This window comes from Leclercia sp. UBA7405, from assembly GCF_037152215.1.
In the GTDB taxonomy this organism is placed as follows: domain Bacteria; phylum Pseudomonadota; class Gammaproteobacteria; order Enterobacterales; family Enterobacteriaceae; genus Enterobacter; species Enterobacter pneumoniae.
On record NZ_JBBCMR010000003.1, the window covers coordinates 379,496 to 403,375 of the forward strand.

The following is a 23,880-nucleotide window of genomic DNA, read 5'->3' on the forward strand; positions in this document are numbered from 1 at the left end:
CTGGCTCCAGATTAGCGGCAAAGAACCCCCCTGCGACGTTTTATCTGGCAAGTCAGATCAGACAGCTCCTGCATTAATGCACTAAATACGGCTCCTGCACATAATCCCTGACAATATAAACCATGTCATGTAGCAGCCCGGCAAGGTCATCCGCCACCGGTTTTGCCAGCGTGTTACCCAGCAATGCCTGCGTTAATGACTGGAGATATCCCACTGTCAGGCAGGTGTCATGCCACAGATCCGGCATGCTGCTGGGAAGCAATTCATCGGTAGTGAGACGGATAACCAGTTCGGGCGGCAGGTCATCGTCGCAGAGCTGTGCCATTCGGGTGAACGCCTGGGATAAGCGGCCCAGGATCGCTATACGCTCGGCGGGGTCATTAGTTTCAAGCAACACATTCACAAAGCCGGTACAGAAGTCGGTGACCTCGAACAAATTGGCCGAAGCAGGTAACGGCGTCGCGAGCAACTGAACGGTAAAGCTGTCGCGGCAAGGGATGTAAAGCAGATTGGGGATGGTTGTCATTTTGTTGTCTCCGTTGAGTATTAAGAGCCACAACCTGAGTTCCTAAGCACAGGAGAGTGGCAGCGCTGACAGGGTTAGGAACCGGAACTCAACGAAAACCGGCCAGCCTTTCGGCTGCCCTGCCAGCGCCACCAAAGATTTTACAGAGGTGTACGCTGGCCCGATACATAAACATGTACCACCGTTGAGTAGTTCGGGTTCCTACGCCCGGTTACAGATTCTCTGCAACGCCTTCACCCTACTCCCGCCTTTCCCCTGTAAAAAGCGAAATCCACCGCCATGTTTCCCTTCTGCGAGCCCTCTTCCGTAATGAATGTAACGGATTCATCACTCAGGCGAAAAAACCGTAAAAACTAAAGAAATCCCCCATCGCGCCGATCATCATCCGTGTGTATTATTTCCTGTAGCTCTTACCACAATTACCCTTAACTCAAATACTTAAGCGCCAAAGCGAAAGGCATCATGAGCACTCCGATAAAACGGCTAGAAATCATCAAAAATGCCATTGAACTGGAAGACGACGACATCATCCTGAGCCAGCTCGCCAGGCTGAAAAGTGAAGCGTTTGACGATGAGCTACAGGCAATCGTCGTGGCGCTTGAGCAGAAAAATTATACCGCCGCGATGGCCGCCATCACCGCCTGGCTGCAGAGCCAGCGCGCCGTCACCCCGTGGCGCGATCCCCAACTGGCGGCCAGTAAGCTGGAATTGAAAGCGCTGGAAGAGCGCCTGCGCGATCTGATTGACCGTCGTAACGCCCGCGTCCAGCAGCTGGATGAGTTTAACGACAGCTATTTCTCTCGCCTCGGCCCCCTGATGACCCAGATCCTCGCCCTGCGTAAAACTCTGGCGGAGCTGAATCTGCGCCGTCAGCAGGCGGAGGCGCGTCGGCGTGAAGAGGATTATCGCCGCTGTCAGCACTATATGGCTCAGGCGGTCGAAGTGCTGGCCACCCTGACCCAGCGCTGGCGCGACCTGCCGGCAGACTCGCTGCAGGCCGCCGAGGCGCGTAAACAGCTGCAGCAGCAGAGTAACCTGATTGCCAATCTGCTGGCCGAAGCGCAGGAGCTGGAGATCGGTTTAACCCGCGAAGAGGAGCCTGCCCGGCAGGCTCGGGATGAGGCCAACGACGAGTATGAAAAATACCGCGAACAGCATCACGAAGCCGAAGTGCGGCTGCGTAAGGGTAAGGACTTATCAGAAGAGGATAAGAACGAGTTAAAACGCCTCTGGCGCCAGGCCAGTAAGCTCTGCCATCCGGACCTGGTGGCGGACGATCTGAAAGAAGAGGCGAATGCCATGATGGTGCAGCTCAATCAGGCTAAACAGCGGGGTGACGTGAAAGCCATCCGTTCGCTAGTGGCGCGCCTGCAGCAGGGCTTTGAGCCACTGATGGCCAGCGACAGACTGAACGATCTGGAACGTATCCGCAAAAAGATGAACCAGGTGCGCGAGCAAATCGACACGCTGGTGAACGAGCTGGCAGAGCTGGAAAAAGAGGAGTCCTGGCTGCTGGTCTCTTCCCTGAGCAATATGGAGGCCTACTTCGCCCAACAGGAGAAAGCGCTGAACGACGTCCGCGCCTCGCTCGAACATCAGGTGAACGAAGCGCAGTTGGATTCAGCGGCCTGACTATTTTGCGTGCCAGTATGCGCTGGCACGCACCAGCTGTTGATCGATGGCATCCGTTTCAAACTGACGGCTCAGGTTTTTCACCATCTTCCCTTCCCCGGTCAGCCAGATAAAGTAATCCGCCGCGGGCACGCTTAAGGTCGCCAGCGTGTCGGCAACCGCCTGCTCGTTATGCCCCACTACCCAGTGAATGTTAAACGCACTCAGGTGCGCCAGATACTCTTTATACACTTCGTCACCCACCGTCACTACCGCGTGGATCTCCGGGCGTACCGGCAGCGCCGCAATGGCTTCAAGACGACGACGCAGGGCCGGCATGCCCGATTCATCGCACACGTACAGCTGCCAGGCATAATCTTCCGGCACAACCAACGAACCGCGCGGGCCGCCGATGGTCAGCTTATCGCCCACTTTGGCCTGCGCCGCCCAGTCGCTGGCGAGACCGCGTTCGTGGATGAAGAAATCGAGCGCCAGTTCATGGCGCGCCGCATCGTACAGGGGGGTGTAATCGCGCGCCTGCGGGCGCACGCCCTCGCCCCAGTCGATCCCCTCTTCCGTGACGACCGGCGGCACAAAGGTCGTCCCCGGCTCAGGGAAAAAGACTTTGGTATGGTCGTCAAAACCGCGTGAGCTAAAGCCTTCCAGCGCCTCGCCGCCTAAAACAATGCGCTGAAATCCGCTGCTGATGCGCTCCACGCGCAGCACGTCCAGTTCGCGAAAACGCAGCGCATTGCGCACGCGTTGTGGGTATCGGGTCGATGTCATTTTTCTGCCTTCGTGATAATTCACGATATATCTAAATTAATTTTAAATGATAATGATTGCTAATAACCAGGATTGCAAGTTTTTTTTGATAGCCTTTTACTTCTCCCTGACACGAATCCACACCCATAAAATAAATCATTTTAATCATTGAGTTAGGAACAAATTGGCGTGAACACTTGCAAATCAGAACACTTTAGATATAAATTAGATATATCAAAATAAGGAGCCAACTCTATGCGACACGCACATCCTGAGCGCGACCACGATCATCACCCCCACGGCGGCGGCGGACGTCGACAGCGATTCTTCGGACACGGCGAGTTACGGCTGGTCATCCTGGACATTTTGACCCGCAATGCCAGCCACGGTTATGAGTTGATTAAAGCGATCGAGAGCCTGACCCAGGGCAATTACACCCCGAGCCCGGGCGTGATCTATCCGACGCTGGATTTCTTGCAGGATCAGCAGTTTATTACCATTACGGAAGAAGAGAACGGCCGCAAAAAGCTGGCCATCACCGTGGCCGGGCAGCTGTGGCTGGATGAAAATCTGGAACAGCTGGAGCAGATTCAGACGCGTATCAAAGCGCGCTGTGTGGGTGCCCAGTTACGTAAAAACCCGCAGATGAAGCGGGCTCTGGATAATTTTAAAGCGGTGCTGGATTTACGTGTTAACCAGGCCCCGCTCAGCGACGCGCAGCTTAAGCAGATTATCGGCGTGATCGACCGCGCGGCGCTGGAGATCTCCCAGCTGGATTAAGCCACGGCTTCATCACGCAGGCGGAAGATTTTCACCATCTCTTTCAGGTGTCGGGCCTGATCGTTCAGTGCCGATGCCGCCGCAACGGACTCCTCTACCAGCGCAGAGTTCTGCTGGGTAGTGGAGTCAATCAGGCCGATGGCGCTGTTGATCTGGGAAATGCCTTCCGTCTGTTCGCGGCTCGCCTGGCCAATCTCGCGCAGAATGGCATCCATCTCTTCCACGTTCCCCACCATGCCGTTGATCAGAGCGCTGGCTTTCTCAACCAGTTCCATGCCTTCCTGCGTCTGGCTGGTGGAACTCTCAATGAGCTGGCGGATCTCACGGGATGACGAGGCGCTTTTCTGCGCCAGCTGACGTACTTCCCCGGCCACCACCGCGAATCCGCGCCCGTGCTCGCCCGCGCGTGCCGCTTCTACGGCGGCATTCAGCGCCAGAATATTGGTCTGGAAGGCGATGGCATCGATCAGGTTGATAATGTCAGACATGCGGTTAGAGGTGTCGTTAATCAGACGCATTTTTTGCGTCACCTGCTTCATCATTTCACCGTTATTTTTCACCACCAATGCCGCATCGGCAGAGAGGTGAGTGGCATCGCCCGTGTGGGCTGCGGTGTTCTTCACCGTCACGGTGATCTGCTCCATCGACGCCGCCGTCTGCTCGACGGAACTGGCCTGCTCTTCAGTCCGGGCTGCCAGATCCTGGTTGCCTGCCACAATCTGCGCCGCCGCGCTGGAGATGCTCTCGGAGCCGGACTGCACCTCCTGCACAATCTCCTGCAGACGGGTTTTCATGGTCATCAGCGCGTTCAGCAGAACGCCGGTCTCGTCACGGGAGCGGCTGACCACCGTTCGGGTGAGATCGCCCTCGGCGATAGATTCCGCCAGCGAGACGGCCTGGCCCAGCGGATGGGTGATTGAGCGGGCGATAAACCAGCCGATCACCGACGCCGCCAGCACGCTTCCCAGCGCCAGCAGGACCAGGATCATACGGTTCGATTTGAAGTCGCGCTCAACGTCGGCACCGCCCTTCTGCATCTCGCGGTTCTGCACCGCAATCAGCTCCTGCACTTTCGCTTTATAAGCTTGCTGCAGCGTCAGGGTCGTTGTCATCATCTCGGCCACCGCCCCCGGACGGTCATTATTTTGTATGGCTTTCAGGATACGGAAGCGGGACTCAAGATATTGCTGGCGTATCTGGCTGAAGTCGGAGAGGATTTTTTGCGATTCTTTGTCGTTAAGCCTGTTGGTCAGGTCAGTAGAAATGCGCGTGATATTTTCACTTATCGCCTTCAGATGCTGCTCCGACGTGGCGGTGTAGGTGCCCTGGTCATCCAGCAACATGAGCTGCTGGGTACTGACAAATTCCTGGAACTGTTCGATTAACTGATTGGCTTTTACCGTGGTGGGATAATCCTCAGAAATGATGGTCTGCATACCGCTATTAGCCCGACTCAGGCTCAGTAAGGAGAGACCGGAGCTCACTATCATGAGTAAAATAATGAACCCAAACGCCAGAAATAATTTCGTGCCGATCCTTACGTTATTTAAAGACATATTAACTCCGTCGATGTGATTATTTCTTTGACGAGGGGGTTATCGGTCGGTCTTTAGCTAACTTTATGACTTTGATCGCTTTTTTATTAGAAACCACTATCAAAGAATAGGTATCGCCTATTAAATGCGGGTAATCGATCGTTTTAGCGCCTGTATTTAAGTGAATTGACTTCTGCGCAAGAATAAGCGCGCATTATTTCTGGTTATTATTTCAGCGGGAACTTTAATTATTTAATATAAAATTAACATTCCCTGCGGCTTTACCGCGGAATAAAAAAAGCCGCTTACTTAAAATAAATAAGCGGCTTTTTCTTCTGCGGGACCTTTAGTGTAAAACGGTGACCGCATCCTCCAGGCGTTTCGCCCGGTGCTTCACCATGGCGGAGACATGCGCGCTCTCTTCCACCAGCGCGGCGTTTTTCTGGGTGATGCCATCCAGTTCTGCCACGGCACGGGTCAGCTCGGATAAACCGGTAGCCTGTTCCGAGGTCGAGTGGCTAATCTGGGCAATCAGGCGGGTGACGTTCTGGACCTGCTCAACGATATCATCCATGGTCTGGCCGGCGGCATGCACCTGCTCCGAACCGGACTGGACCTTACTGGAACTGGCATCAATCAGCTTACGGATATCATTGGCCGCGCTGGCGCTGCGGCTCGCCAGATGGCGCACTTCGCCAGCCACCACTGCAAAACCTTTCCCCTGCTCACCCGCACGGGCCGCCTCAACCGCAGCGTTCAGCGCCAGGATGTTGGTCTGGAAAGCAATGTCATTAATCAGTTTAGTGATTGAGCCGATGCGCTGGGTACTGTCGGCGATCTCATCCATCGTCCTGACTACCGTCTGCATCGCGCTGCCCCCTTCGGTGGCCGCGCCGCTGGCCGCCATAGAGAGCTTATCGGCGGCGGCGGCCGTCTCTGAGTTGCTCTGCACCGATGCCGCCATCTGGTTCATGGTGGTCACCGTCTGCTGCACGTTGGCCACGGTCTGACGGGTGCGATCGTTCAGATCTTCGTTGCCCTTCGCCAGTTGGTCACTTCCGTCGCGCACGCTCACCACCTGGCTTGATACGTCATTGATCAGCCAGCGGCACATCAACCCTAACTGCCCCACCGCACGCAGGGTCAGCCCCAGTTCGTCGCTGCGGTTGAGGTGCTCTACGCTATTGCGGGCCCCGGTCGCCACGTTTAGCGCCTGGCGCGCAACGTTCTCGATCGGGCGTACAATCTGCTGCTCAAACAGCAGGGTGCCTGTCAGCATGATGAGGGCACTGGCCGCCAGCGGCGCCCAGCCTGCAGAGGTGGCCAGCAGCACCGCGGCAAGCACCACAAACAAACCGGCCATCACGCTACGCACCCGCCAGCGCAGCGGCAGAGTGGGCAGCTTGCCAGACCAGCCTTTACGCAACACCAGCCCTTTATGCAGCCGTTTGTTACTGCGTCCTTCGTTCAGCGCTTTGTAGAGCGGCTCTACCGCGGCAATCTCTTCCGGCGTGGCCTTCGCGCGAATCGACATATATCCCGTCACCTGCCCGTTACGCACCATCGGCACGGCGTTGGCGCGCACCCAGTAATGGTCGCCATTTTTGCGGCGGTTTTTCACAATGCCGCTCCACGGCTCGCCCTGCTTCAGCGTGTACCACATATCGGCAAACGCGGCTTTTGGCATATCCGGATGGCGCACCAGGTTGTGCGGCTGGCCCAGCAACTCATTCAGTTGGTAGCCGCTGACCTTCACGAAAGTATCGTTAGTGTGGGTCATGTAGCTGTTGAGGTCAGTGGTGGACATCAGAGTGGTGTCATCGTCCAGAGGATACGCATTCTGGGTGACATACGATTGAGAAGACATGTGAGCATCCCTTGCAGGTTATTTGAATGTTAATTTCGGGGGTTAATCTCTTTTCGGCGGTAGGGAATTTATCTTTAGTTGTTAAATTCGATCGAGATCGCAAATCATCCCTAAACCGCACGTTTAGTACGCTTTTCTAATCTATTGATTCAAAATACTTTCATGGTGAAATTACTCACAAAGCCTTACCCGTTAAGGCCTACTTAAGTAGCGTGCGCCGCACCACGTCAGTGCAATTGACGAAAATGAGTGCAACGCAATGGCCCGACACCCCACGCCAAAACCGCCTCCGCTGCGTCTCACATGATTAAATATTGTGCAACATTACTTTAACCTGGCGTTTATCCCGATTTTCGTCGGGTCATCGGAAGTGGCGCAATCCCTGCAATAATTAACTCAGTATCATGTGATACGCGATCCCCGGGAGCACATCTTGAACAGGTTACCCTCCAGCGCCTCGGCTCTTGCCTGTACCGCGCACGCACTGAATCTCATTGAAAAGCAAACGCTTGATCATGAGGAGATGAAACAACTTAACCGCGAGGTGATTGATTACTTCAAAGAGCATGTGAATCCGGGATTTTTAGAGTATCGAAAATCTGTGACCGCTGGCGGGGATTACGGAGCCGTAGAGTGGCAGGCGGGGAGTTTGAATACGCTTGTCGACACCCAGGGACAGGAGTTTATTGATTGCCTGGGTGGTTTTGGGATTTTCAACGTGGGGCACCGTAATCCAGTTGTCGTTTCCGCCGTACAGAATCAACTCGCTAAACAACCTCTTCACAGTCAGGAACTCCTCGACCCCCTGCGGGCGATGCTGGCAAAAACGCTGGCGGCCCTGACCCCCGGCAAACTGAAATACAGCTTCTTTAGCAACAGCGGCACGGAGTCGGTCGAAGCGGCGCTTAAGCTCGCCAAAGCGTACCAGTCGCCGCGCGGAAAATTCACCTTTATCGCGACCAGCGGTGCCTTCCACGGCAAATCGCTGGGCGCCCTCTCCGCGACGGCAAAATCGACCTTCCGTAAGCCGTTTATGCCGCTGCTGCCGGGCTTTCGCCATGTGCCGTTCGGCGACATTGCTGCTCTGCGCCTGCAGCTCAGCGAGTGCCGTAATACCGGCGATGACGTGGCGGCGGTGATTCTGGAACCTATTCAGGGTGAAGGGGGCGTGATTCTGCCTCCGCAGGGCTATCTGCCTGCCGTGCGTCAGCTGTGCGATGAGTTTGGCGCGCTGCTGATCTTCGACGAAGTGCAGACCGGTATGGGGCGCACAGGCAAGATGTTTGCCTGCGAGCACGAGAACGTGCAGCCAGACATTCTCTGCCTGGCGAAGGCGCTGGGCGGCGGCGTAATGCCGATTGGCGCCACGGTGGCGACCGAAGAGGTATTCTCGGTGCTATTTGATAACCCGTTCCTGCACACCACCACCTTCGGCGGTAATCCGCTGGCCTGTGCAGCTGCGCTGGCGACCATCAACGTATTACTGGAGGAGAACCTGCCTGCGCAGGCCGAGCAGAAAGGCGACATGCTGCTCGATGGTTTCCGCCAGCTAGGGCGTGAATACCCGGACCTGGTGCAGGACGCACGCGGCAAAGGGATGTTGATGGCTATCGAGTTTGTTGATAACGCAATCGGCTACAACTTCGCGAGCGAGATGTTCCGCCAGCGGGTGCTGGTAGCCGGCACGCTGAACAACGCCAAAACCATCCGCATTGAACCGCCGCTCACGCTCACCATTGAGCAGTGTGAGCAGGTGCTGAAAGCTGCGCGTAAAGCGCTGGCGGCGCTGAGAGTGAGCGTCGAAGAGGCGTAAAAAGCGCCGGGCGGCCCTGCGCCTGCCCGGCCGTTTTTTTCCGCTACGTCAAAGCCTTTTTAACGGTAAACCGCCGCACATTTCTCCTTTACTGACCCCGCTCTGTTTTTGCCAACGCCTGGCTTACCGGGACGATATCGGCTTCCGGCCTGGTCAATACCTTGTCTTTATCCTTGTTGGGTCACAACCATGGTATAAAACCGTCAACAGAGGTTACGCCGTCAGTAGCCTCGCATCTTGCCGTGATGGCCCCTGCTTTATTTTTGTTAACGCGATGACGACGGCTCAGGTTCACCGCTGGCGCTTTAAGAGGAGAGACGATGTTTCACGGATTAAGTGCATTTCCGTTGACCCCCCTGAAAGAGGGAAAGATCGACGAGCAGGCTTTCACAACCCTTCTGCGCCCACTGGTGGATGCGGGCGTAGATTCGCTGGGTATTCTTGGTTCCACGGGCAGCTACGCGTACCTCACCGTTGCAGAACGGACCCAGGTAACACGCTGTGCGGTTGAGCATGCGGGCGGGATCCCTGTGATGGTGAGCATCGGCGCACTTCGGCTGGACGATATTCTGCGTCTGGCCGACGATGCGCAGGCGGCCGGGGCGGCCGGCGTGCTAATGGCCCCGGTCTCGTACCAGCGGCTGACGGCGGAGGAGGTCTATTCGCTGTATGAGCGGGTTACCCGCCAGCTCTCCGTTCCGCTGTGCGTTTACGATAACCCGGCCACCACCGGCTTTACATTTAGCGATGAGCTGATGTTTGCCGTAGCGGCGCTACCGAACATCGGCTCCGTGAAATTTGGCCGCGTGCCGGAGGATATCGCGCAGGTACGCTCGCGCCTTCCGGACAACGTTACCATGGGCATCAGCGGTGACTGGCAGGCAGCACCAGCCCTGCGGGCCGGGTTCGATGTCTGGTACTCGGTTATCGCAGGCGTGTTCCCACAGACCGCGCTGGCGATTGCGCGTTCAAAAGAGACGACGCAATCTGAACGGCTTGAGCCGCTGTGGGCGCTGTTCCGCCGTTATGGCAGCCTGCGCGTCATGGCAGCCGCAGCCGAGATGATGGGAAAAGTCACGGTGCCCGCACTGCCGTTTCCCCTGCAGGCGATCCAGGGCGAGCCGCGTGAAGCGCTGGCGAGACTGATTATCAGCCTTGAGCTGGCCTGAAATACCCGCGGGCGCTCCGTGTACCCGGCAAGCGGGATTTACACTCCACAGGCCCGGTCCGCGTTGCGCCACCGGGCAAGGCCGCTATTCCGGCAACAACCCGACAAAACAGCGTTTTTTACGCGGCTCCGACATCAGTTCCTCGAGCTTATCCACGCAGGCCAGATAGTGCGGCGTCTGCTTGTGCGCTAATACTGCCTCTTCGTCTTTATAGGCTTCATAGATAAAGAACCGGGTTTTCACCCGCGGGTCCTGCAGTACATCAAAGCGCAGATTGCCCGGCTCCTGAATCGCCCCTTCATGATTGGCGCGAAACACCTCCAGAAACTCATCTACCCGTTCGGGTTTGATATTGATCTCTACCAGCGTCACATTCATTTTGCTTCTCCCTGTTTCTCTTCCTGCCAGAACTGGAACGCGTCCCGCGCGCGCATGTTCTCGTGGACCACTTTTTTCACCGCCTTCAGCATGGCGAGCGGCGCGCTGGACTGGAAGATATTGCGCCCCATGTCCACGCCGGATGCCCCCTGGTCGATGGCGCGCCAGCACATCTCCAGCGCCTCGTTTTCCGGTAGCTTCTTGCCCCCGGCGATGACAATCGGCACCGGGCAGCTGGCGGTCACTTTCTCAAAGCCCTCGTCGACATAATAGGTCTTAACGAACTGCGCCCCCATCTCGGCGGCGATGCGGCTGGCGAGCGAGAAATAGCGGGCGTCGCGCGTCATCTCTTTGCCCACCCCCGTTACCGCCAGCGTCGGCATGCCATAGCGCGCGCCCGCGTCCACCAGCTTGATGATGTTGTTGATGGACTGGTGCTCAAATTCACTGCCGATATAGACCTGCGCCGCTACCGCGCAGACGTTCAGGCGCAGCGCGTCCTCCATCGCGACCGCCACGCACTCGTTGGAAAGCTCGCCCAGAATCGAATTTCCCCCGGAGGCGCGCAGCACCACCGGTTTGTTGGTGGCCGCGGGCACCTGGCTTCGCAAAATGCCGCGGGTGCACATCAGCACGTCGGTCTCGCCAAACAGCGGGGCAATGGAGAGATCGATACGTTCAAGGCCGGTGGTTGGCCCCTGGAAGTAGCCGTGGTCAAAAGCCAGCATTACCGTGCGGTTGCTTTGCGGGTTGAAGATGCGTGAAAGCCGGGACTGCATGCCCCAGTCCAGCGAACCGCAGCCCTTCAGGGTGTAAGGTACGTTGACCTGCGGCGTACCGATACCAAAATCCTTGCCGTCTTTGATGTCGTCTAAATCAGCCATGTTCTCCCCCGTCAGAAGTCGTACTTATCAATGTTCTCTTTGGTGAACACCACCCGCTCCGGCAGCAGCACGATGCCATTGCCCTTCGCCTCATACTGGTAGCCCTGCACGCTGTTCGGTTCAACCTTCAGCGTCCCAATGTCTTTAATCTCTACGCTGTCGCCAACGTTAACATCGCCCTTTTTCAACATATGATCGGCGACGTTGACCGCAATTTTGCCCTGCTGCACCACATCCCACAGGCCAAAGGCTTTTACCGTGCCGCGCTCAACGTAGGGGCGCATTACGTTCGGCGTACTGAACCCGACGATCGCGACCCCTTCCCGCTTCAGGTTTTCTGCCGCCTGCGCTGCCGCCGGCAGGGCGTTAGCGTCCGGGGCGATGATCGCATCCAGATCCGGATAGGCTTTTAAGATCCCTTCGGCGGTTTGCAGGGATTTGGTGGCATCGTTATAGCCAAACTGGGTGGTGACGACCTGCCACTGGGGATGATCTTTCTCGATTTTGGCCTTCGCCTCTTTTACCCACTGGTTCTGGTCGGTGACGGTCGGGCTGGAGTAGAAGAAGGCGACTTTGGCATTCGGTTTGGTGACCTGCTTGCCGGCCATCTCTACCAGCAGGCCGCCGAGCTGTTCCGGTGTGCCCTGGTTGATGTAAATGCTGCGGCACTCCGGTTTGGTGTCGGAATCCCATGTCAGCACCTTCACGCCGCGCTGCATCGCGCGCTTCAGTGCCGGGCAGAGACCGTCCGGTGACACGGCAGAGACGATAATGGCGTTGTAGCCCTGGTTGACGAAGTTGTTGATCAGCTGCACCTGGCCGGAGACGCTTGGCTCGGTCGGGCCGTCGTAGGTCACGTCCACGCCGAGATCTTTACCTGCCTCTTTCGCGCCGTTACCGCCGCTGGTAAAGAAGCCGACACCCACCAGTTTCGGGATAAAGGCGATGCGGTCTGCCGCCTGCGCCGAGGCGAAGCTGAGGGCCATCGCCAGCACTATCAGTTTTGTTTTCATCGTACGCTCCGGGTAGTTTTCAGGAAGATATTGCGCACCCATTCACGGTGCAGACTCAGCGAACGTCCCATCACCACCACAACCAGTAGCGCCCCTGATAGCGCGCTCGACACCTGGTTGGGGATGCCGACCATCTGTAACCCCTGTTGCAGGTAGCCCACCAGCAACGCCGCCAGCGCCGTACCCACAACCGAACCTGACCCGCCGTAGATATTCGCCCCGCCGAGCACGGCGGCGGTGAGGGCCGGCATCAGTAAATCGCGCCCGAGATCCGAACGCGCCGAACCGAAATAAGAGACCATCACCAGGGCGGCAATCGCCGAAGCTACGCCCACCAGGCCATACAGCGCGTAAGGCATGCCGTTTACCGACAGCGCCGCATAGCGTGCCGCGCGGGGGTTCTGGCCGATCAGGAACAGATGCCGGCCAAAGCGTCCGCGATGAGTGATCAGCCAGAAGAAAAGAGTTACGACGGCGAAGAGCACCAGCGGGATCGGCAGGCCGAAGAGCGTCAGGTTAGCGAAGGCGGTAAAGCTCTCCGGGAAGCCGCCAATCCCCTCATAGCCGGTCGCCCCTGCCATGCCAGAGAGCAGCAGTGCCCCGCCGCCGTAGAGGTAGAGCGTGCCGAGAGTAATGACCAGCGGGCTGATACCGGTGTAGTGAATCAGCGCGGCGTTGAGCAATCCGCACAGCAGACCGAGCAGCAGCGTCAACGGAATGGCGACGGCCATTGGCCATCCCGCCTGCGTCATCACCCCCAGCGCAATGGCGCACAGGCCGATAGTCGACCCCAGCGAAATATCAATCCCACCGCTGATGATCACCAGCGTCAGCGGCAGCGCCACAATGCCGATGCAGATAAAGTCGCTGGTGCTGAACAGCAGCATGTTGATATCGAGCATCCGCGGGTTAATGGCGCCAAAGAGCAGGATCTCCAGCACCAGCAAGATCAGCAGCGCGCTTTCCCAGTTAAGCTTCATTTACGCCACCTCTTTTTTGCGTTTTGGAAAGGGGGTGACGTGTTTTCCCCCTTTGTTGCCCGGCTGGAAACGGCTGTATTTCAGCGCCCGCTGATGTCGTGCCAGCGCCTGACGCAAGCGCCCGTCGAGCACCAGCACCCCCAGCAGCACCAGCCCGGCGATAAAGTCGTTCCACCAGGCCGGGAGCCTGAACAGCACCAGCACGGTGTCAATTTGGGTCAGGAAGAAGGCGCCGAGCAGCGCGCCAATTAGCGTGCCCGTCCCGCCCAGCAGCGAAATTCCGCCAAGCACGCAGGCGGCGATGGCTTTCATCTCCAGTCCGCTGCCGGTCTGGTTTGGCACAAAGCCAATCTGCGCAGCAAAGATAATGCCCGCACAGGCCGCCAGCATGCCGTTCAGAGTAAAAGCGAGCATGCGGGTGCGGTTTACCGCCACGCCCAGCTGGCGTGCGGCGGCGAGGTTGTCGCCCACCGCATAAAAATCACGCCCAAAAGCGGTGCGCGACAGGATCCACGCCCCCACGGCGGCGATAAACAGCACCACAAAGCCCAACGGTGAAATCCCGAGGGCGACCGGCGCTGAGAGGCCTTTCAGGGCCGGAGGCAGCCCTTCTATCCACTTCCCACCGGTCCAGAGCAGCATGCCACCGCGATAGAGCCCCAGCGTGCCGAGGGTGGCCACAATCGCCGGGATACGTAGCCCCACCACCAGCAGACCATTAAACGCACCGGCCAGCGCGCCTATCATCAGCGCAAAGAGCATAGAGACCGGCAGGCTATAGCCGTTATTTAGCGCCACGCCTACGGCAATGGCGCAGAGGCCGACGGTCGATCCCACTGAAACATCAATATTACGGGTCAGCATCACCAGCGCCGCGCCGATCGCCAGCAGGATCAGGATCTGCGCGCTGGCGAAGATCATTCCCAGCGTCTGTAGACTTAAATAGGTCGGATTCAGTGCCACCAGTACGGCAAACAGAGCGAGGATCGCCAGTAAAGCGCTCAGCTCACGGTTCTTTAATAAGGTCTTCATGCCTGGCCTCCGAACGCCAATGCCATCATGCGATCGAGGCTGACCGCCTGGCGGGGCAACTCGCCGCTGAGCCTCCCCTGGTGCATCACCAGCACGCGATCCGCCAGACCGGGAAACTCATCAAGATCGCTTGAGATCATCAGCACCGCCACGTTTTGTGCCGCCACGCTCTTAAGCAGTTGATAGATATCGGCGCGCGCCGAGACGTCTACGCCACGCGTCGGTTCATCGACGATCAACAGCAGTGGGTTGGCCTCCAGACAGCGTGCCAGCAGGACCTTCTGTTGATTACCGCCGGAGAGGGTGCGCACGGTTTGATCCGCATGGTTGAGTTTGATCCCCAGCGCCCGGTGATAACGCTCCACCACCGCAGATTCCCGCTTGCGCTGTTGCCAGACAGAGGGCTCGTTCAGCGCCACGGTGTTCCAGCGGATCGGCGCATCCAGGAACAGACCCGATACCTGCCTGTCCTCCGGCAGGTAGACCAGCCCCTTCCCGAGGCGGGCCGAAACGGTATCGTGGCCGATCTCCTGGTTCTCCAGCCAGACGCGCCCTCCGCGTGCCGGACGCAGGCCATAGAGGGTTTCAGCAAACTCCGTGCGCCCGGATCCCACCAGCCCGGCGAGGCCGACAATCTCGCCGGCGTAAATTTCCAGGCTGAGATCGATAAACCCTTCCCCGGTGAGATCGTCTACCCGCAGGACCGGGAAATCCTGCGCCTGGGTACGGCGGTTTCCCGGCAGGGCCAGCCACAATTTTTGTGTATCGCTTAAGCTGCGATCCCGGCTGACCGGGGTCATGGCAGCGATCAGCGCATTGTCATCCAGCTGCGCGGTTTCGCCGCTGAGTACCACCGCGCCGTCACGCATCACCGACACGTGGCTGGCGAGCGCGCGGATCTCCGGCAGTTTATGAGAGATAAAGACAATGCCGACCCCCAGCGCCTGGAGCGCGCGGATCTGGCGGAACAGCCGCTCGGTTTCCCCGGGCGTGAGCGATGCGGTAGGTTCATCGAGGATCAGGATCTGCGCCTCGCGCATTAACCCGCGCAGGATCTCCACCATCTGCTGGTCTGCCACCTCCAAAGTGCTGGCGGCCGCGTCGAGATTTAGCTGGCACTGCAGCTGCTGGAGCTTATCGGTCAGGCGTGTATTAAGGTCGTTGCCGCGCGGCAGGCGGAAAAGAATGTTTTCGCGCACCGTGAGATTGGGAAACAGCATCGGCTCCTGCGGCACCAGATAGATGCCAAGCCCGTGCGCCTGGCCGGGCTTAAGGCGCGCAAATGCGTGACCGGCCACAGAGAGTTCACCGCGATCGGGCGTCTCAACCCCGGCAATGATCTTCATTAGCGTCGATTTTCCCGCGCCATTACCGCCCATCAACGCATGCACCTGGCCTGACAGCAGTGTGAAATCAATGCCTTTCAACACCGGAACGCCAGAGAACTGCTTATGGATATCGCGTGCCTCTAAGAGTGTTTTCATCATCACGCCGCCATTGAACAAAAGATTTTTAGATTTAATAATGTTCAAAAGCGTAGACCCTGAACTATATTTACAACCGTGCAGGGATCACAGTTTTATGGTTTCAGATCCAGAGATTACCCAAACACATTAAAAGATCCGTTTTGTCGCGTGGCTCACATTTTCGCGGCGCAACATCACGAACATATGATCTAAATTTTTATAAGAGTTCATCTATGAGCGAGAAACGCATTGTCGAAGAGAGCCGGTTTGCCGGACTGGCGCTGTCAGAGGAAGAGCTGGTGGCTCGCGTGGCCTGGTGTTACTACCACGACGGCCTGACCCAGAACGACATAGGCGAACGGTTAGGCCTGCCGCGCCTGAAGATCTCCCGCCTGCTGGAGAAAGGGCGTCAGTCGGGGGTGATCCGCGTACAGATTAACTCGCGCTACGAGGGGTGCCTGGCTCTGGAAACCGAGCTGCAACAGCGTTTTGGCCTGAAGCTGGCCCGCGTGTTACCGGCCCTGAATACCCCAGCGATGAGCGTACGCCTGGGCATTGGTGCCGCCCAGTCGTTAATGGGGGTACTGGAACCCGGGCAGCTGCTGGCAGTGGGATTTGGTGAAACCACCATGAGCTGCATCCAGCACTTAAGCGGTTTTATTGGTTCACAGCAGGTACGGCTGGTGACCCTTTCGGGCGGCGTCGGGCCCTATATGACCGGTATTGGCCAGCTGGATGCGGCCTGTAGCGTGAGCATGATCCCCGCCCCGCTGCGCGTGTCGTCAGCATCCGTTGCCGGGATCTTAAAGCGTGAAGCCAGCGTAAGGGATGTGATCCTCGCCGCCACGGCCGCCGATGCAGCCGTAGTCGGTATCGGATCGGTGAACCAGCGTCGCGATGCCACGATTTTACGCTCCGGCTACATCAGCGAGGGAGAGCAGTTGATGTTCGCCCGTAAGGGCGCCGTGGGGGACATTCTCGGTTACTTCCTTAACGCCGGCGGCGAGCGGGTTGAGGATCTGGAGATTCATCAGGAGTTACTCGGCGTGACCCTCGAAGAGCTGGCGCAACTGCCCACTATCGTTGGTGTGGCCGGTGGCGAAGAGAAAGCCGATGCGATTTATGCCGCACTGAAAGGTCGCCGTATCAATGGCCTGGTGACGGAAGAGACCACAGCCCGCGCGGTGCTGGCCCTGGCAAAATAGGGGCGTAGCTCGTGCAAACCACGAGGCATGCTCATGAGTTACCTTTTAGCGTTAGATGCAGGGACAGGCAGCGTTCGCGCCGTGATTTTCGATCTACAAGGCAACCAGATTGCCGTCGGCCAGGCTGAGTGGAAACACCTGAGCGTGGAGAATGTGCCTGGGTCGATGGAGTTTGACCTCGATACCAACTGGCGGCTGGCTTGCCAGTGCATTCAGCAGGCGCTGACGCGCGCGCATCTGAACGCGGCGGATATTCAGTCCGTCGCCTGCTGCTCGATGCGCGAAGGGATTGTGCTGTATGACCGCAACGGCGAGGCCATCTGGGCCTGTGCCAACGTCGATGCCCGCGCCAGCCGCGAGGTAGCCGAACTTAAAGAGATCCACGATTACCGTTTCGAATCCGAGGTGTATGACGTTTCCGGCCAGACCCTGGCCCTCAGCGCCATGCCGCGCCTGCTGTGGCTGGCGCACCATCGCCCGGATATCTATCGCAAAGCCGCCACCATCACCATGATCAGCGACTGGCTGGCGGCAAAACTCTCCGGCGAGCTGGCGGTCGATCCGTCCAATGCGGGGACCACGGGCATGTTAGATCTCTTCTCCCGCGACTGGCGTCCGGCGCTGCTCGACATGGCCGGGCTGCGCGCCGATATTCTCTCTCCGGTGAAAGAGACGGGGACCGTGCTGGGGGCCATTACCCACGAAGCCGCGCAGCAGAGCGGCCTGCGCGAAGGCACGCCGGTGGTGATGGGGGGCGGCGACGTACAGCTGGGTTGCCTGGGATTAGGGGTGGTGCGCGCCGGGCAAACGGCGGTATTAGGCGGCACCTTCTGGCAGCAGGTGGTAAACCTGCCGCAAGTGCGAACCGATCCTGATATGAATATTCGCGTTAACCCGCACGTCATCCCCGGTATGGCCCAGGCGGAGTCGATCAGCTTCTTTACCGGGCTGACCATGCGCTGGTTCCGCGATGCCTTTTGCGCGGAAGAGAAGCTCATTGCCGAGCGGATGGGGATGGATACCTATAGCCTGCTGGAAGAGATGGCGAGCCGCGTGCCGGCGGGATCCCACGGTGTGATGCCGATCTTCTCCGATGCGATGCACTTTAAGCAGTGGTATCACGCAGCACCGTCGTTTATCAATCTCTCCATCGACCCGGAAAAGTGCAACAAAGCCACGCTATTCCGCGCGCTGGAAGAGAACGCGGCGATTGTCTCCGCCTGCAACCTGACGCAAATTTCGCACTTTTCCGGGGTGACGTTTGAGAGCCTGGTCTTTGCGGGCGGCGGAGCGAAAGGCGCCTTATGGAGCCAGATTTTAAGTGACGTCACTGGCCTGCCGGTGCGTGTACCCGAGGTAAAAGAGGCGACGGCGCTCGGCTGTGCAATTGCGGCGGGTACTGGCGCCGGGCTGTTTGCGGATATGGCCTCAACGGGGGAGCGGCTGGTGAAATGGAGCCGCGAATTTACGCCGAACCCGGAACACCGGGAGCTGTACGACGGCATGATGCAGAAATGGCAGACGGTGTACGCCGATCAGCTTGGGCTGGTGGATAGCGGGTTGACCACGTCAATGTGGCAGGCGCCTGGGCTGGTGCGGGTATCCCCCTCACCGCGGCCCTCTCCCCAAAGGGGCGAGGGGGAAAACCACATTGAGCCAACACTTTAGGACCGCACCGGTCAGTCCCCTCTCCCCTGTGGGGAGAGGGTTAGGGTGAGGGGGAATATTTGAATCCCATCACAATCACCGCATTCCCCTTTTCCCTTTTACTCTCCGCTGGCTAAATTAGTAACTCATCCGACCACATAACAATAAATTAACACTGGAAGAAAGTATGAGCCGCTACCCGTCGTTATTCGCCCCGCTCGACCTGGGGTTCACCACCCTCAAAAACCGTGTACTGATGGGATCGATGCACACCGGTCTGGAGGAGCGTCCGGACGGCGCTGAGCGCCTGGCGGCTTTCTACGCCGAGCGCGCCCGCCACGGCGTGGCGTTGATTGTGACCGGCGGCGTGGCCCCCGCCCTTTCTGGCGTTACGATGGAGGGCGGCGCGGTACTGAATGACGCCAGCCAGCTTCACCATCACCGCCTCGTGACCGACGCCGTCCATCGTGAGGGGGGCAAAATCGCGCTGCAGATCCTGCATACCGGCCGTTACAGCTATCAGCCGCATCTGGTGGCGCCCTCTGCCATTCAGGCACCGATTAACCGCTTCAAACCGCAGGCGCTCAGCCACGACCAGATCCTGGCGCTGATTGACGACTTCGCCCGTTGCGCCGCACTGGCGCGGGAAGCAGGATATGATGGCGTAGAGGTCATGGGGTCGGAAGGCTACCTGATTAACGAATTTCTTGCCGCCCGCACCAACCAGCGCGACGACGAATGGGGCGGCGATTATGCCCGCCGCATGCGTTTTGCCGTCGAGGTGGTGCGCGCCGTACGGGAACGGGCGGGTGCGGATTTTATTATCGTCTACCGTCTCTCGATGCTCGACCTGGTGGAGGGCGGCGGCACCTTCGACGAAACCGTCCAGCTGGCCCAGGCAATAGAGGCCGCCGGGGCCACGATCATCAACACCGGCATCGGCTGGCACGAGGCGCGCATCCCGACCATCGCTACCCCGGTGCCGCGCGCCGCGTTCAGTTGGGTGACGCGTAAGCTGAAAGGCAAAGTCTCTATTCCGCTGGTGACCACCAACCGTATTAACGATCCGCAGGTGGCGGACGATGTGCTTTCACGCGGTGATGCCGATATGGTCTCCATGGCACGCCCGTTCCTCGCCGATGCAGAGATCCTTTCTAAAGCGCAGAGCGGCCGCGCAGATGAGATCAACACCTGCATCGGCTGTAACCAGGCCTGTCTGGATCAGATCTTTGTGGGCAAAGTCACCTCCTGCCTGGTCAACCCGCGCGCCTGCCACGAAACCAAACTGCCGGTGATCCCGGCGATCGTTAAAAAACGTCTTGCCGTGGTCGGTGCAGGGCCGGCAGGGTTAGCATTTGCGGTTAATGCCGCCGCGCGAGGGCACAGCGTCACGCTGTTTGACGCGGCGGCCGAGATTGGCGGGCAGTTTAATATCGCCAAACAGATCCCCGGCAAAGAGGAGTTTTACGAGACGCTGCGCTACTACCGCCGGATGATCGAGGTCACGGGCGTCGATCTGCAGCTCAACCAGAGAGTGAATGCGCCCGATCTGATCGGTTTCGACGAGGTGATCCTCGCCAGCGGGATTGCCCCGCGTACCCCGGCGATCGCGGGTATCGATCATCCGAAGGTGCTGAGCTATCTCGACGTGCTACGCGATAAAGTGCCGGTGGGCGAAAAGGTGGCGATTATCGGCTGCGGCGGAATCGGCTTTGATACCGCCATGTACCTGAGTCAGCCAGGGGAGGCCACCAGCCAGAACATTGCCGAATTTTGTGTGGAATGGGGAATCGATACCAGCCTGAACCAGTCCGGTGGGTTACGCCCGGAAGGGCCGCAACTGCCGCGAAGCCCGCGCCAGATTGTGATGCTGCAGCGTAAAGCCAGCAAACCGGGTGAAGGGCTGGGTAAAACCACGGGCTGGATCCACCGCGCCACCCTGCTCTCACGCGGGGTGAAGATGATCCCGGCGGTGAGTTACCAGAAGATCGACGACGACGGTCTGCATGTGACGATCGGCGGAGAGTCGCAGCTGCTGGCGGTGGATCAGGTGATTTTATGTGCCGGGCAGGAGCCGAAACGCGATCTGGCAGATCCGCTGCGCGATGCCGGCAAAACGGTGCATCTGATTGGTGGGTGTGATGTGGCGATGGAGCTGGATGCCCGACGGGCGATTGCGCAGGGGACGATGCTGGCATTAAGCATTTAATTTTTCCCCTCACCCCGGCCCTCTCCCCACAGGGGCGAGGGTGTATTCGTCCCCTCTCCCCCGTGGGGAGAGGGGACGGGTGAGGGGGTAATCATCTTACCGACGACGTCCCAGCTTAACCGCTTTCAGCACCACAAACTTATTGTTCGTCGCGATGGTGACGCAGTTACCGAAAATCTTCTTCAGCTTGTGGAAGTAGTCCAGGTGGCGGTTCGCCACGATGTACAGCTCGCCGTTAATTTTCAGGCAGCGGCGGGCGTGGTGGAACATCTCCCACGCAACGTTATCCGTCAGGGCGTGCTTCTGGTGGAACGGCGGGTTACAGAAGACGGCGTTGAAGCGGAAAGGCTCCACGCCCGACAGCGCGTTGTTGATCATAAACTCGCAGCGATCCAGCGCGTCCGGCATGTTGGTTTCGACGTTCAGACGGCTTGATGCCACCGCCATTGGCGACTCATCGCTAAACACTACGCTGGCGTCCGGGTTCTTCGCCAGCAGCGTCAGGCCAATCACGCCGTTACCACAGCCCAGGTCAACGATCTCCCCTTCGAGGTTCTCCGGCAGGTGCTCCATAAAGAAACGCGCCCCAATATCCAGCCCGGTGCGGGAGAAGACGTTCGCATGGTTGTGGATGGTCCAGTCGGTACCCTCCAGCTTCCAGCTCAGGGTTTCGGGTGCGTCAGCCAGTTCCGGTGCGCTGAAGGTGCAGTTGATCAGGCGCGCCTTTTTCCAGGCCAGCGTGGTGGTGGTTGGGCCGAGCACTTTCTCGAACAGTTCCAGCGTCGAGGTGTGGATATCGCGCGCCTTGGCACCGGCGATGATACGCGTTTGCGGGGTGACAACCTTACGCAGCGCGCGCAGCTGCTGCTCCAGCAGCGCCATGGTTTTTGGCACTTTAATCAGCACCACGCCCGGCGCCTGCGGGTAGTCCGCGGTGCTGTCGAGGAACTTCACGCTGCCTTCATCGATATCGTTATGGCGCAGGTTCTCACGCGTTGCCAGCTCGCTCAGGTAAGAGTCGCCGATGCTGTAGGGCGTGTGCTCTGCCAGCGCGCAGGCCAGCGCGCCAAAGGCGTCATTCAGGATCAGAACCGGGCCGCTGATTTCAGTGTCATCCAACTGCTGCAGCAGATAGTCATCCGCCGCTTCCCACGCCTGAAGCGGGTTAACGTCATCCGTTTCCGGGAAACGTTTAAGGTTGAGTGAACGGAAACCGTTGTCTAAGTGGCTCATCGGCCCTCCTGAATGGTAAAATTTGGCGTATCCCTGAAAAGGGTGCGTGAGTATACCCGTTTTATTGTCGATTTGGGGCGTTGATGAACCAACTTACTTATCTCCAGGGCTACCCGGAGAACTTACTGACTCAGGTTCGCAGCCTGATTGCCGAGCAAAAGCTGGGCGCGGTGCTGGAAAAACGCTACCCCGGCACGCACGATTTCGCGACCGATAAGGCGCTCTGGCAGTATACGCAGGATCTGAAAAACCGGTATCTGAAGAGCGCGCCGCCGATCAATAAGGTGATGTACGACAACAAGATCCACGTACTGAAAAATGCTCTCGGCCTGCATACCGCCATCTCTCGCGTGCAGGGCGGCAAGCTAAAAGCCAAAGCCGAGATCCGCGTAGCGACGGTGTTTCGCAACGCCCCCGAGGCGTTTTTGCGAATGATCGTGGTGCATGAGCTGGCGCACCTGAAAGAGAAAGAGCACGACAAAGCGTTCTACTCCCTGTGCTGCCATATGGAACCGCAATACCACCAGCTGGAGTTTGATACCCGGTTATGGCTTACGCATTTATCGTTAAAAGGTAATGCGGAATAGCGCACTCATTTTGTCACGCGGCCGTGCTACAGTGGCTAAAGGTTCCCAGCTACGGAGTACGTAAACGTTTATGATACGTTTCGCAGTCATTGGAACGAACTGGATCACCCGTCAGTTCGTTGACGCCGCCCACGAGACCGGCAAATTCAAACTCACCGCAGTCTTTTCCCGTAGCCTTGAACAGGCCCAGACTTTTGCCGGTGATTATCTCGTCGAACACCTGTTTACCTCTCTGGAAGAGATGGCTCAAAGCGATGCCATTGATGCTGTCTATATCGCCAGCCCAAACTCTCTGCACTTTACGCAAACGGCACTGTTCCTCAGCCATAAAAAACATGTCATTTGCGAAAAGCCGCTGGCCTCGAATATTCAGGAAGTAGAAGCCGCCATTGCGCTTGCCCGCGAAAACCAGGTGGTGCTGTTCGAAGCCTTCAAAACCGCCAGCCTGCCAAACTTCCTGCTGTTGCAGCAGTCCCTGCCGAAAATTGGCAAGGTGCGTAAAGCCTTTATCAACTACTGCCAGTATTCGTCGCGCTATCAGCGCTATCTTGACGGCGAAAACCCAAACACCTTTAATCCGGCTTTCTCTAACGGCTCGATTATGGATATTGGGTTCTACTGCCTCGCCAGTGCCGTGGCGCTATGGGGCGAACCGCACGGTGTAACCGCCACCGCCAGTCTGCTGGAGAGCGGCGTCGATGCCCATGGGTTAGTAGTACTGGATTACGGTGATTTCAGCGTCACGCTGCAACACTCCAAAGTGAGTGATTCGGTGCTGCCAAGCGAAATTCAGGGCGAAAACGGCTCGCTGGTGATTGAAAAAATCTCTGAGTGCCAGAAACTGAGCTTCGTGCCGCGCGGCGGCAAAGCGCAGGAGCTGACGCAGCCTCAGCATATTAACACTATGCTTTATGAGGCAGAGGTATTCGCGCGACTGGTTGAAGACAATGAAGTGAATCACCCGGGCCTCGCGGTCAGCCGCACCACGGCGAAACTGCAGACGGAAATCCGCCGTCAGACCGGTGTGGTCTTCCCCGCTGACGGTCTGAGCGCTGAAGTTACCGCGTAAAGCTATGTAATAAAGCCTGGCAGGAGATTGACGAAATCATTGACCTGACATATTTTGTTACGTGCAAAGGGGAGTAACTTCCTTGCCGGTGGATCGTCATTACGATGCGTG

20 protein-coding genes are annotated in these 23,880 nt (G+C 58.1%); 9 read left to right on the plus strand and 11 right to left on the minus strand.

The annotated features are described in order from the left end of the window. Nucleotides 1-73 precede the first annotated feature (73 nt). Nucleotides 74-526, minus strand: coding sequence for a hypothetical protein (locus WFN75_RS17150; RefSeq protein WP_336996577.1), 453 nt, complete (start codon nucleotides 524-526; stop codon nucleotides 74-76). Nucleotides 527-988: 462 nt separating this feature from the next. Between WFN75_RS17150 and WFN75_RS17155 the strand changes: the two genes are divergently transcribed. Then, nucleotides 989-2,158, plus strand: a complete 1,170-nt coding sequence (locus WFN75_RS17155) for a DNA repair protein (RefSeq protein WP_046885826.1) — start codon at nucleotides 989-991, stop codon at nucleotides 2,156-2,158. On the opposite strand, the gene WFN75_RS17160 is transcribed toward WFN75_RS17155, so the two are convergent. Further along, nucleotides 2,159-2,923 carry a siderophore-interacting protein gene (locus tag WFN75_RS17160; RefSeq protein WP_336996578.1) on the minus strand — a complete coding sequence of 255 codons (765 nt, stop codon included), beginning with the start codon at nucleotides 2,921-2,923 and terminating at the stop codon, nucleotides 2,159-2,161. Between the two features lie 234 nt (nucleotides 2,924-3,157). Here WFN75_RS17160 and WFN75_RS17165 point away from each other — a divergent pair, with 234 nt between their 5' ends. Next, on the plus strand, nucleotides 3,158-3,682 hold the full coding sequence (locus WFN75_RS17165; protein ID WP_040073953.1) for a PadR family transcriptional regulator: 525 nt from the start codon (nucleotides 3,158-3,160) through the stop codon (nucleotides 3,680-3,682). On the opposite strand, the gene WFN75_RS17170 is transcribed toward WFN75_RS17165, so the two are convergent. Continuing rightward, nucleotides 3,679-5,238: a methyl-accepting chemotaxis protein gene (locus WFN75_RS17170; RefSeq protein WP_040073952.1), complete on the minus strand. Its 1,560-nt coding sequence runs from the start codon at nucleotides 5,236-5,238 to the stop codon at nucleotides 3,679-3,681. The genes WFN75_RS17165 and WFN75_RS17170 overlap by 4 nt on opposite strands. Nucleotides 5,239-5,563: 325 nt before the next feature. Further along, entirely contained in the window at nucleotides 5,564-7,084 is a 1,521-nt protein-coding gene (locus tag WFN75_RS17175) for a methyl-accepting chemotaxis protein (RefSeq protein ID WP_040073951.1), read from the minus strand. 433 nt (nucleotides 7,085-7,517) lie between these two features. Here WFN75_RS17175 and ygjG point away from each other — a divergent pair, with 433 nt between their 5' ends. Further along, nucleotides 7,518-8,897 (plus strand): putrescine aminotransferase, encoded by a 1,380-nt coding sequence (gene ygjG, locus WFN75_RS17180; protein WP_336996579.1) that lies wholly within the window; start codon nucleotides 7,518-7,520, stop codon nucleotides 8,895-8,897. A 320-nt stretch (nucleotides 8,898-9,217) separates the two neighbouring features. Then, nucleotides 9,218-10,066, plus strand: coding sequence for a dihydrodipicolinate synthase family protein (locus WFN75_RS17185; protein WP_336996580.1), 849 nt, complete (start codon nucleotides 9,218-9,220; stop codon nucleotides 10,064-10,066). Between the two features lie 84 nt (nucleotides 10,067-10,150). Here the strand turns inward: WFN75_RS17185 and lsrG are convergent, their stop codons facing one another. The 6 genes from lsrG to lsrA are packed head-to-tail and all read right to left on the minus strand — an operon-like array spanning nucleotide 10,151 to nucleotide 15,837. Beyond that, complete coding sequence (lsrG, locus tag WFN75_RS17190) at nucleotides 10,151-10,444, minus strand: (4S)-4-hydroxy-5-phosphonooxypentane-2,3-dione isomerase (protein ID WP_022649458.1); 294 nt, start codon at nucleotides 10,442-10,444, stop codon at nucleotides 10,151-10,153. Continuing rightward, the gene (gene lsrF, locus WFN75_RS17195) at nucleotides 10,441-11,328 is read right to left on the minus strand and encodes a 3-hydroxy-5-phosphonooxypentane-2,4-dione thiolase (RefSeq protein ID WP_040073948.1); all 888 of its coding nucleotides are present in this window, start codon (nucleotides 11,326-11,328) and stop codon (nucleotides 10,441-10,443) included. The genes lsrG and lsrF overlap by 4 nt, the downstream gene beginning before the upstream one ends. Before the next feature lie 11 nt (nucleotides 11,329-11,339). Then, nucleotides 11,340-12,341: an autoinducer 2 ABC transporter substrate-binding protein LsrB gene (lsrB, locus tag WFN75_RS17200; protein ID WP_040073947.1), complete on the minus strand. Its 1,002-nt coding sequence runs from the start codon at nucleotides 12,339-12,341 to the stop codon at nucleotides 11,340-11,342. Further along, complete coding sequence (lsrD, locus tag WFN75_RS17205) at nucleotides 12,338-13,321, minus strand: autoinducer 2 ABC transporter permease LsrD (RefSeq protein ID WP_263617659.1); 984 nt, start codon at nucleotides 13,319-13,321, stop codon at nucleotides 12,338-12,340. Before lsrD ends, lsrB begins: the two co-directional genes overlap by 4 nt. Continuing rightward, on the minus strand, nucleotides 13,322-14,353 hold the full coding sequence (gene lsrC, locus WFN75_RS17210) for an autoinducer 2 ABC transporter permease LsrC (RefSeq protein WP_040073945.1): 1,032 nt from the start codon (nucleotides 14,351-14,353) through the stop codon (nucleotides 13,322-13,324). Beyond that, nucleotides 14,350-15,837, minus strand: a complete 1,488-nt coding sequence (gene lsrA / locus WFN75_RS17215; RefSeq protein WP_207292439.1) for an autoinducer 2 ABC transporter ATP-binding protein LsrA — start codon at nucleotides 15,835-15,837, stop codon at nucleotides 14,350-14,352. The genes lsrC and lsrA overlap by 4 nt, the downstream gene beginning before the upstream one ends. 215 nt (nucleotides 15,838-16,052) lie before the next feature. On the opposite strand from lsrA, the gene lsrR reads away from it, so the two are divergent. From lsrR to WFN75_RS17230, 3 genes are all read left to right on the plus strand, one after another. Continuing rightward, nucleotides 16,053-17,024, plus strand: coding sequence for a transcriptional regulator LsrR (gene lsrR / locus WFN75_RS17220; RefSeq protein ID WP_040073944.1), 972 nt, complete (start codon nucleotides 16,053-16,055; stop codon nucleotides 17,022-17,024). 33 nt (nucleotides 17,025-17,057) lie between these two features. After that, nucleotides 17,058-18,692, plus strand: a complete 1,635-nt coding sequence (gene lsrK / locus WFN75_RS17225) for an autoinducer-2 kinase (RefSeq protein WP_336996581.1) — start codon at nucleotides 17,058-17,060, stop codon at nucleotides 18,690-18,692. A gap of 166 nt (nucleotides 18,693-18,858) precedes the next feature. Continuing rightward, nucleotides 18,859-20,880 (plus strand): NADPH-dependent 2,4-dienoyl-CoA reductase, encoded by a 2,022-nt coding sequence (locus tag WFN75_RS17230; RefSeq protein ID WP_336996582.1) that lies wholly within the window; start codon nucleotides 18,859-18,861, stop codon nucleotides 20,878-20,880. A 96-nt stretch (nucleotides 20,881-20,976) separates the two neighbouring features. On the opposite strand, the gene rlmG is transcribed toward WFN75_RS17230, so the two are convergent. Further along, on the minus strand, nucleotides 20,977-22,113 hold the full coding sequence (rlmG, locus tag WFN75_RS17235) for a 23S rRNA (guanine(1835)-N(2))-methyltransferase RlmG (protein WP_040073942.1): 1,137 nt from the start codon (nucleotides 22,111-22,113) through the stop codon (nucleotides 20,977-20,979). Between the two features lie 83 nt (nucleotides 22,114-22,196). Here rlmG and WFN75_RS17240 point away from each other — a divergent pair, with 83 nt between their 5' ends. Beyond that, a complete protein-coding gene (locus WFN75_RS17240; protein ID WP_046885815.1) occupies nucleotides 22,197-22,700 on the plus strand; it encodes a YgjP-like metallopeptidase domain-containing protein in 504 nt (167 codons plus the stop codon). A 70-nt stretch (nucleotides 22,701-22,770) separates the two neighbouring features. Next, a complete protein-coding gene (locus tag WFN75_RS17245) occupies nucleotides 22,771-23,769 on the plus strand; it encodes a Gfo/Idh/MocA family protein (RefSeq protein WP_207292441.1) in 999 nt (332 codons plus the stop codon). The last annotated feature ends 111 nt before the right edge of the window (nucleotides 23,770-23,880 follow it).

Coding starts and splice junctions, on each gene's coding strand:
- WFN75_RS17150 (WP_336996577.1), bottom strand. CDS start 526: ATGACAACCATCCCCAATCTGCTTTACATCCCTTGCCGCGACAGCTTT.
- WFN75_RS17155 (WP_046885826.1), top strand. CDS start 989: ATGAGCACTCCGATAAAACGGCTAGAAATCATCAAAAATGCCATTGAA.
- WFN75_RS17160 (WP_336996578.1), bottom strand. CDS start 2,923: ATGACATCGACCCGATACCCACAACGCGTGCGCAATGCGCTGCGTTTT.
- WFN75_RS17165 (WP_040073953.1), top strand. CDS start 3,158: ATGCGACACGCACATCCTGAGCGCGACCACGATCATCACCCCCACGGC.
- WFN75_RS17170 (WP_040073952.1), bottom strand. CDS start 5,238: ATGTCTTTAAATAACGTAAGGATCGGCACGAAATTATTTCTGGCGTTT.
- WFN75_RS17175 (WP_040073951.1), bottom strand. CDS start 7,084: ATGTCTTCTCAATCGTATGTCACCCAGAATGCGTATCCTCTGGACGAT.
- WFN75_RS17185 (WP_336996580.1), top strand. CDS start 9,218: ATGTTTCACGGATTAAGTGCATTTCCGTTGACCCCCCTGAAAGAGGGA.
- lsrG (WP_022649458.1), bottom strand. CDS start 10,444: ATGAATGTGACGCTGGTAGAGATCAATATCAAACCCGAACGGGTAGAT.
- lsrF (WP_040073948.1), bottom strand. CDS start 11,328: ATGGCTGATTTAGACGACATCAAAGACGGCAAGGATTTTGGTATCGGT.
- lsrB (WP_040073947.1), bottom strand. CDS start 12,341: ATGAAAACAAAACTGATAGTGCTGGCGATGGCCCTCAGCTTCGCCTCG.
- lsrD (WP_263617659.1), bottom strand. CDS start 13,321: ATGAAGCTTAACTGGGAAAGCGCGCTGCTGATCTTGCTGGTGCTGGAG.
- lsrC (WP_040073945.1), bottom strand. CDS start 14,353: ATGAAGACCTTATTAAAGAACCGTGAGCTGAGCGCTTTACTGGCGATC.
- lsrA (WP_207292439.1), bottom strand. CDS start 15,837: ATGAAAACACTCTTAGAGGCACGCGATATCCATAAGCAGTTCTCTGGC.
- lsrR (WP_040073944.1), top strand. CDS start 16,053: ATGAGCGAGAAACGCATTGTCGAAGAGAGCCGGTTTGCCGGACTGGCG.
- lsrK (WP_336996581.1), top strand. CDS start 17,058: ATGAGTTACCTTTTAGCGTTAGATGCAGGGACAGGCAGCGTTCGCGCC.
- WFN75_RS17230 (WP_336996582.1), top strand. CDS start 18,859: ATGAGCCGCTACCCGTCGTTATTCGCCCCGCTCGACCTGGGGTTCACC.
- rlmG (WP_040073942.1), bottom strand. CDS start 22,113: ATGAGCCACTTAGACAACGGTTTCCGTTCACTCAACCTTAAACGTTTC.
- WFN75_RS17240 (WP_046885815.1), top strand. CDS start 22,197: ATGAACCAACTTACTTATCTCCAGGGCTACCCGGAGAACTTACTGACT.
- WFN75_RS17245 (WP_207292441.1), top strand. CDS start 22,771: ATGATACGTTTCGCAGTCATTGGAACGAACTGGATCACCCGTCAGTTC.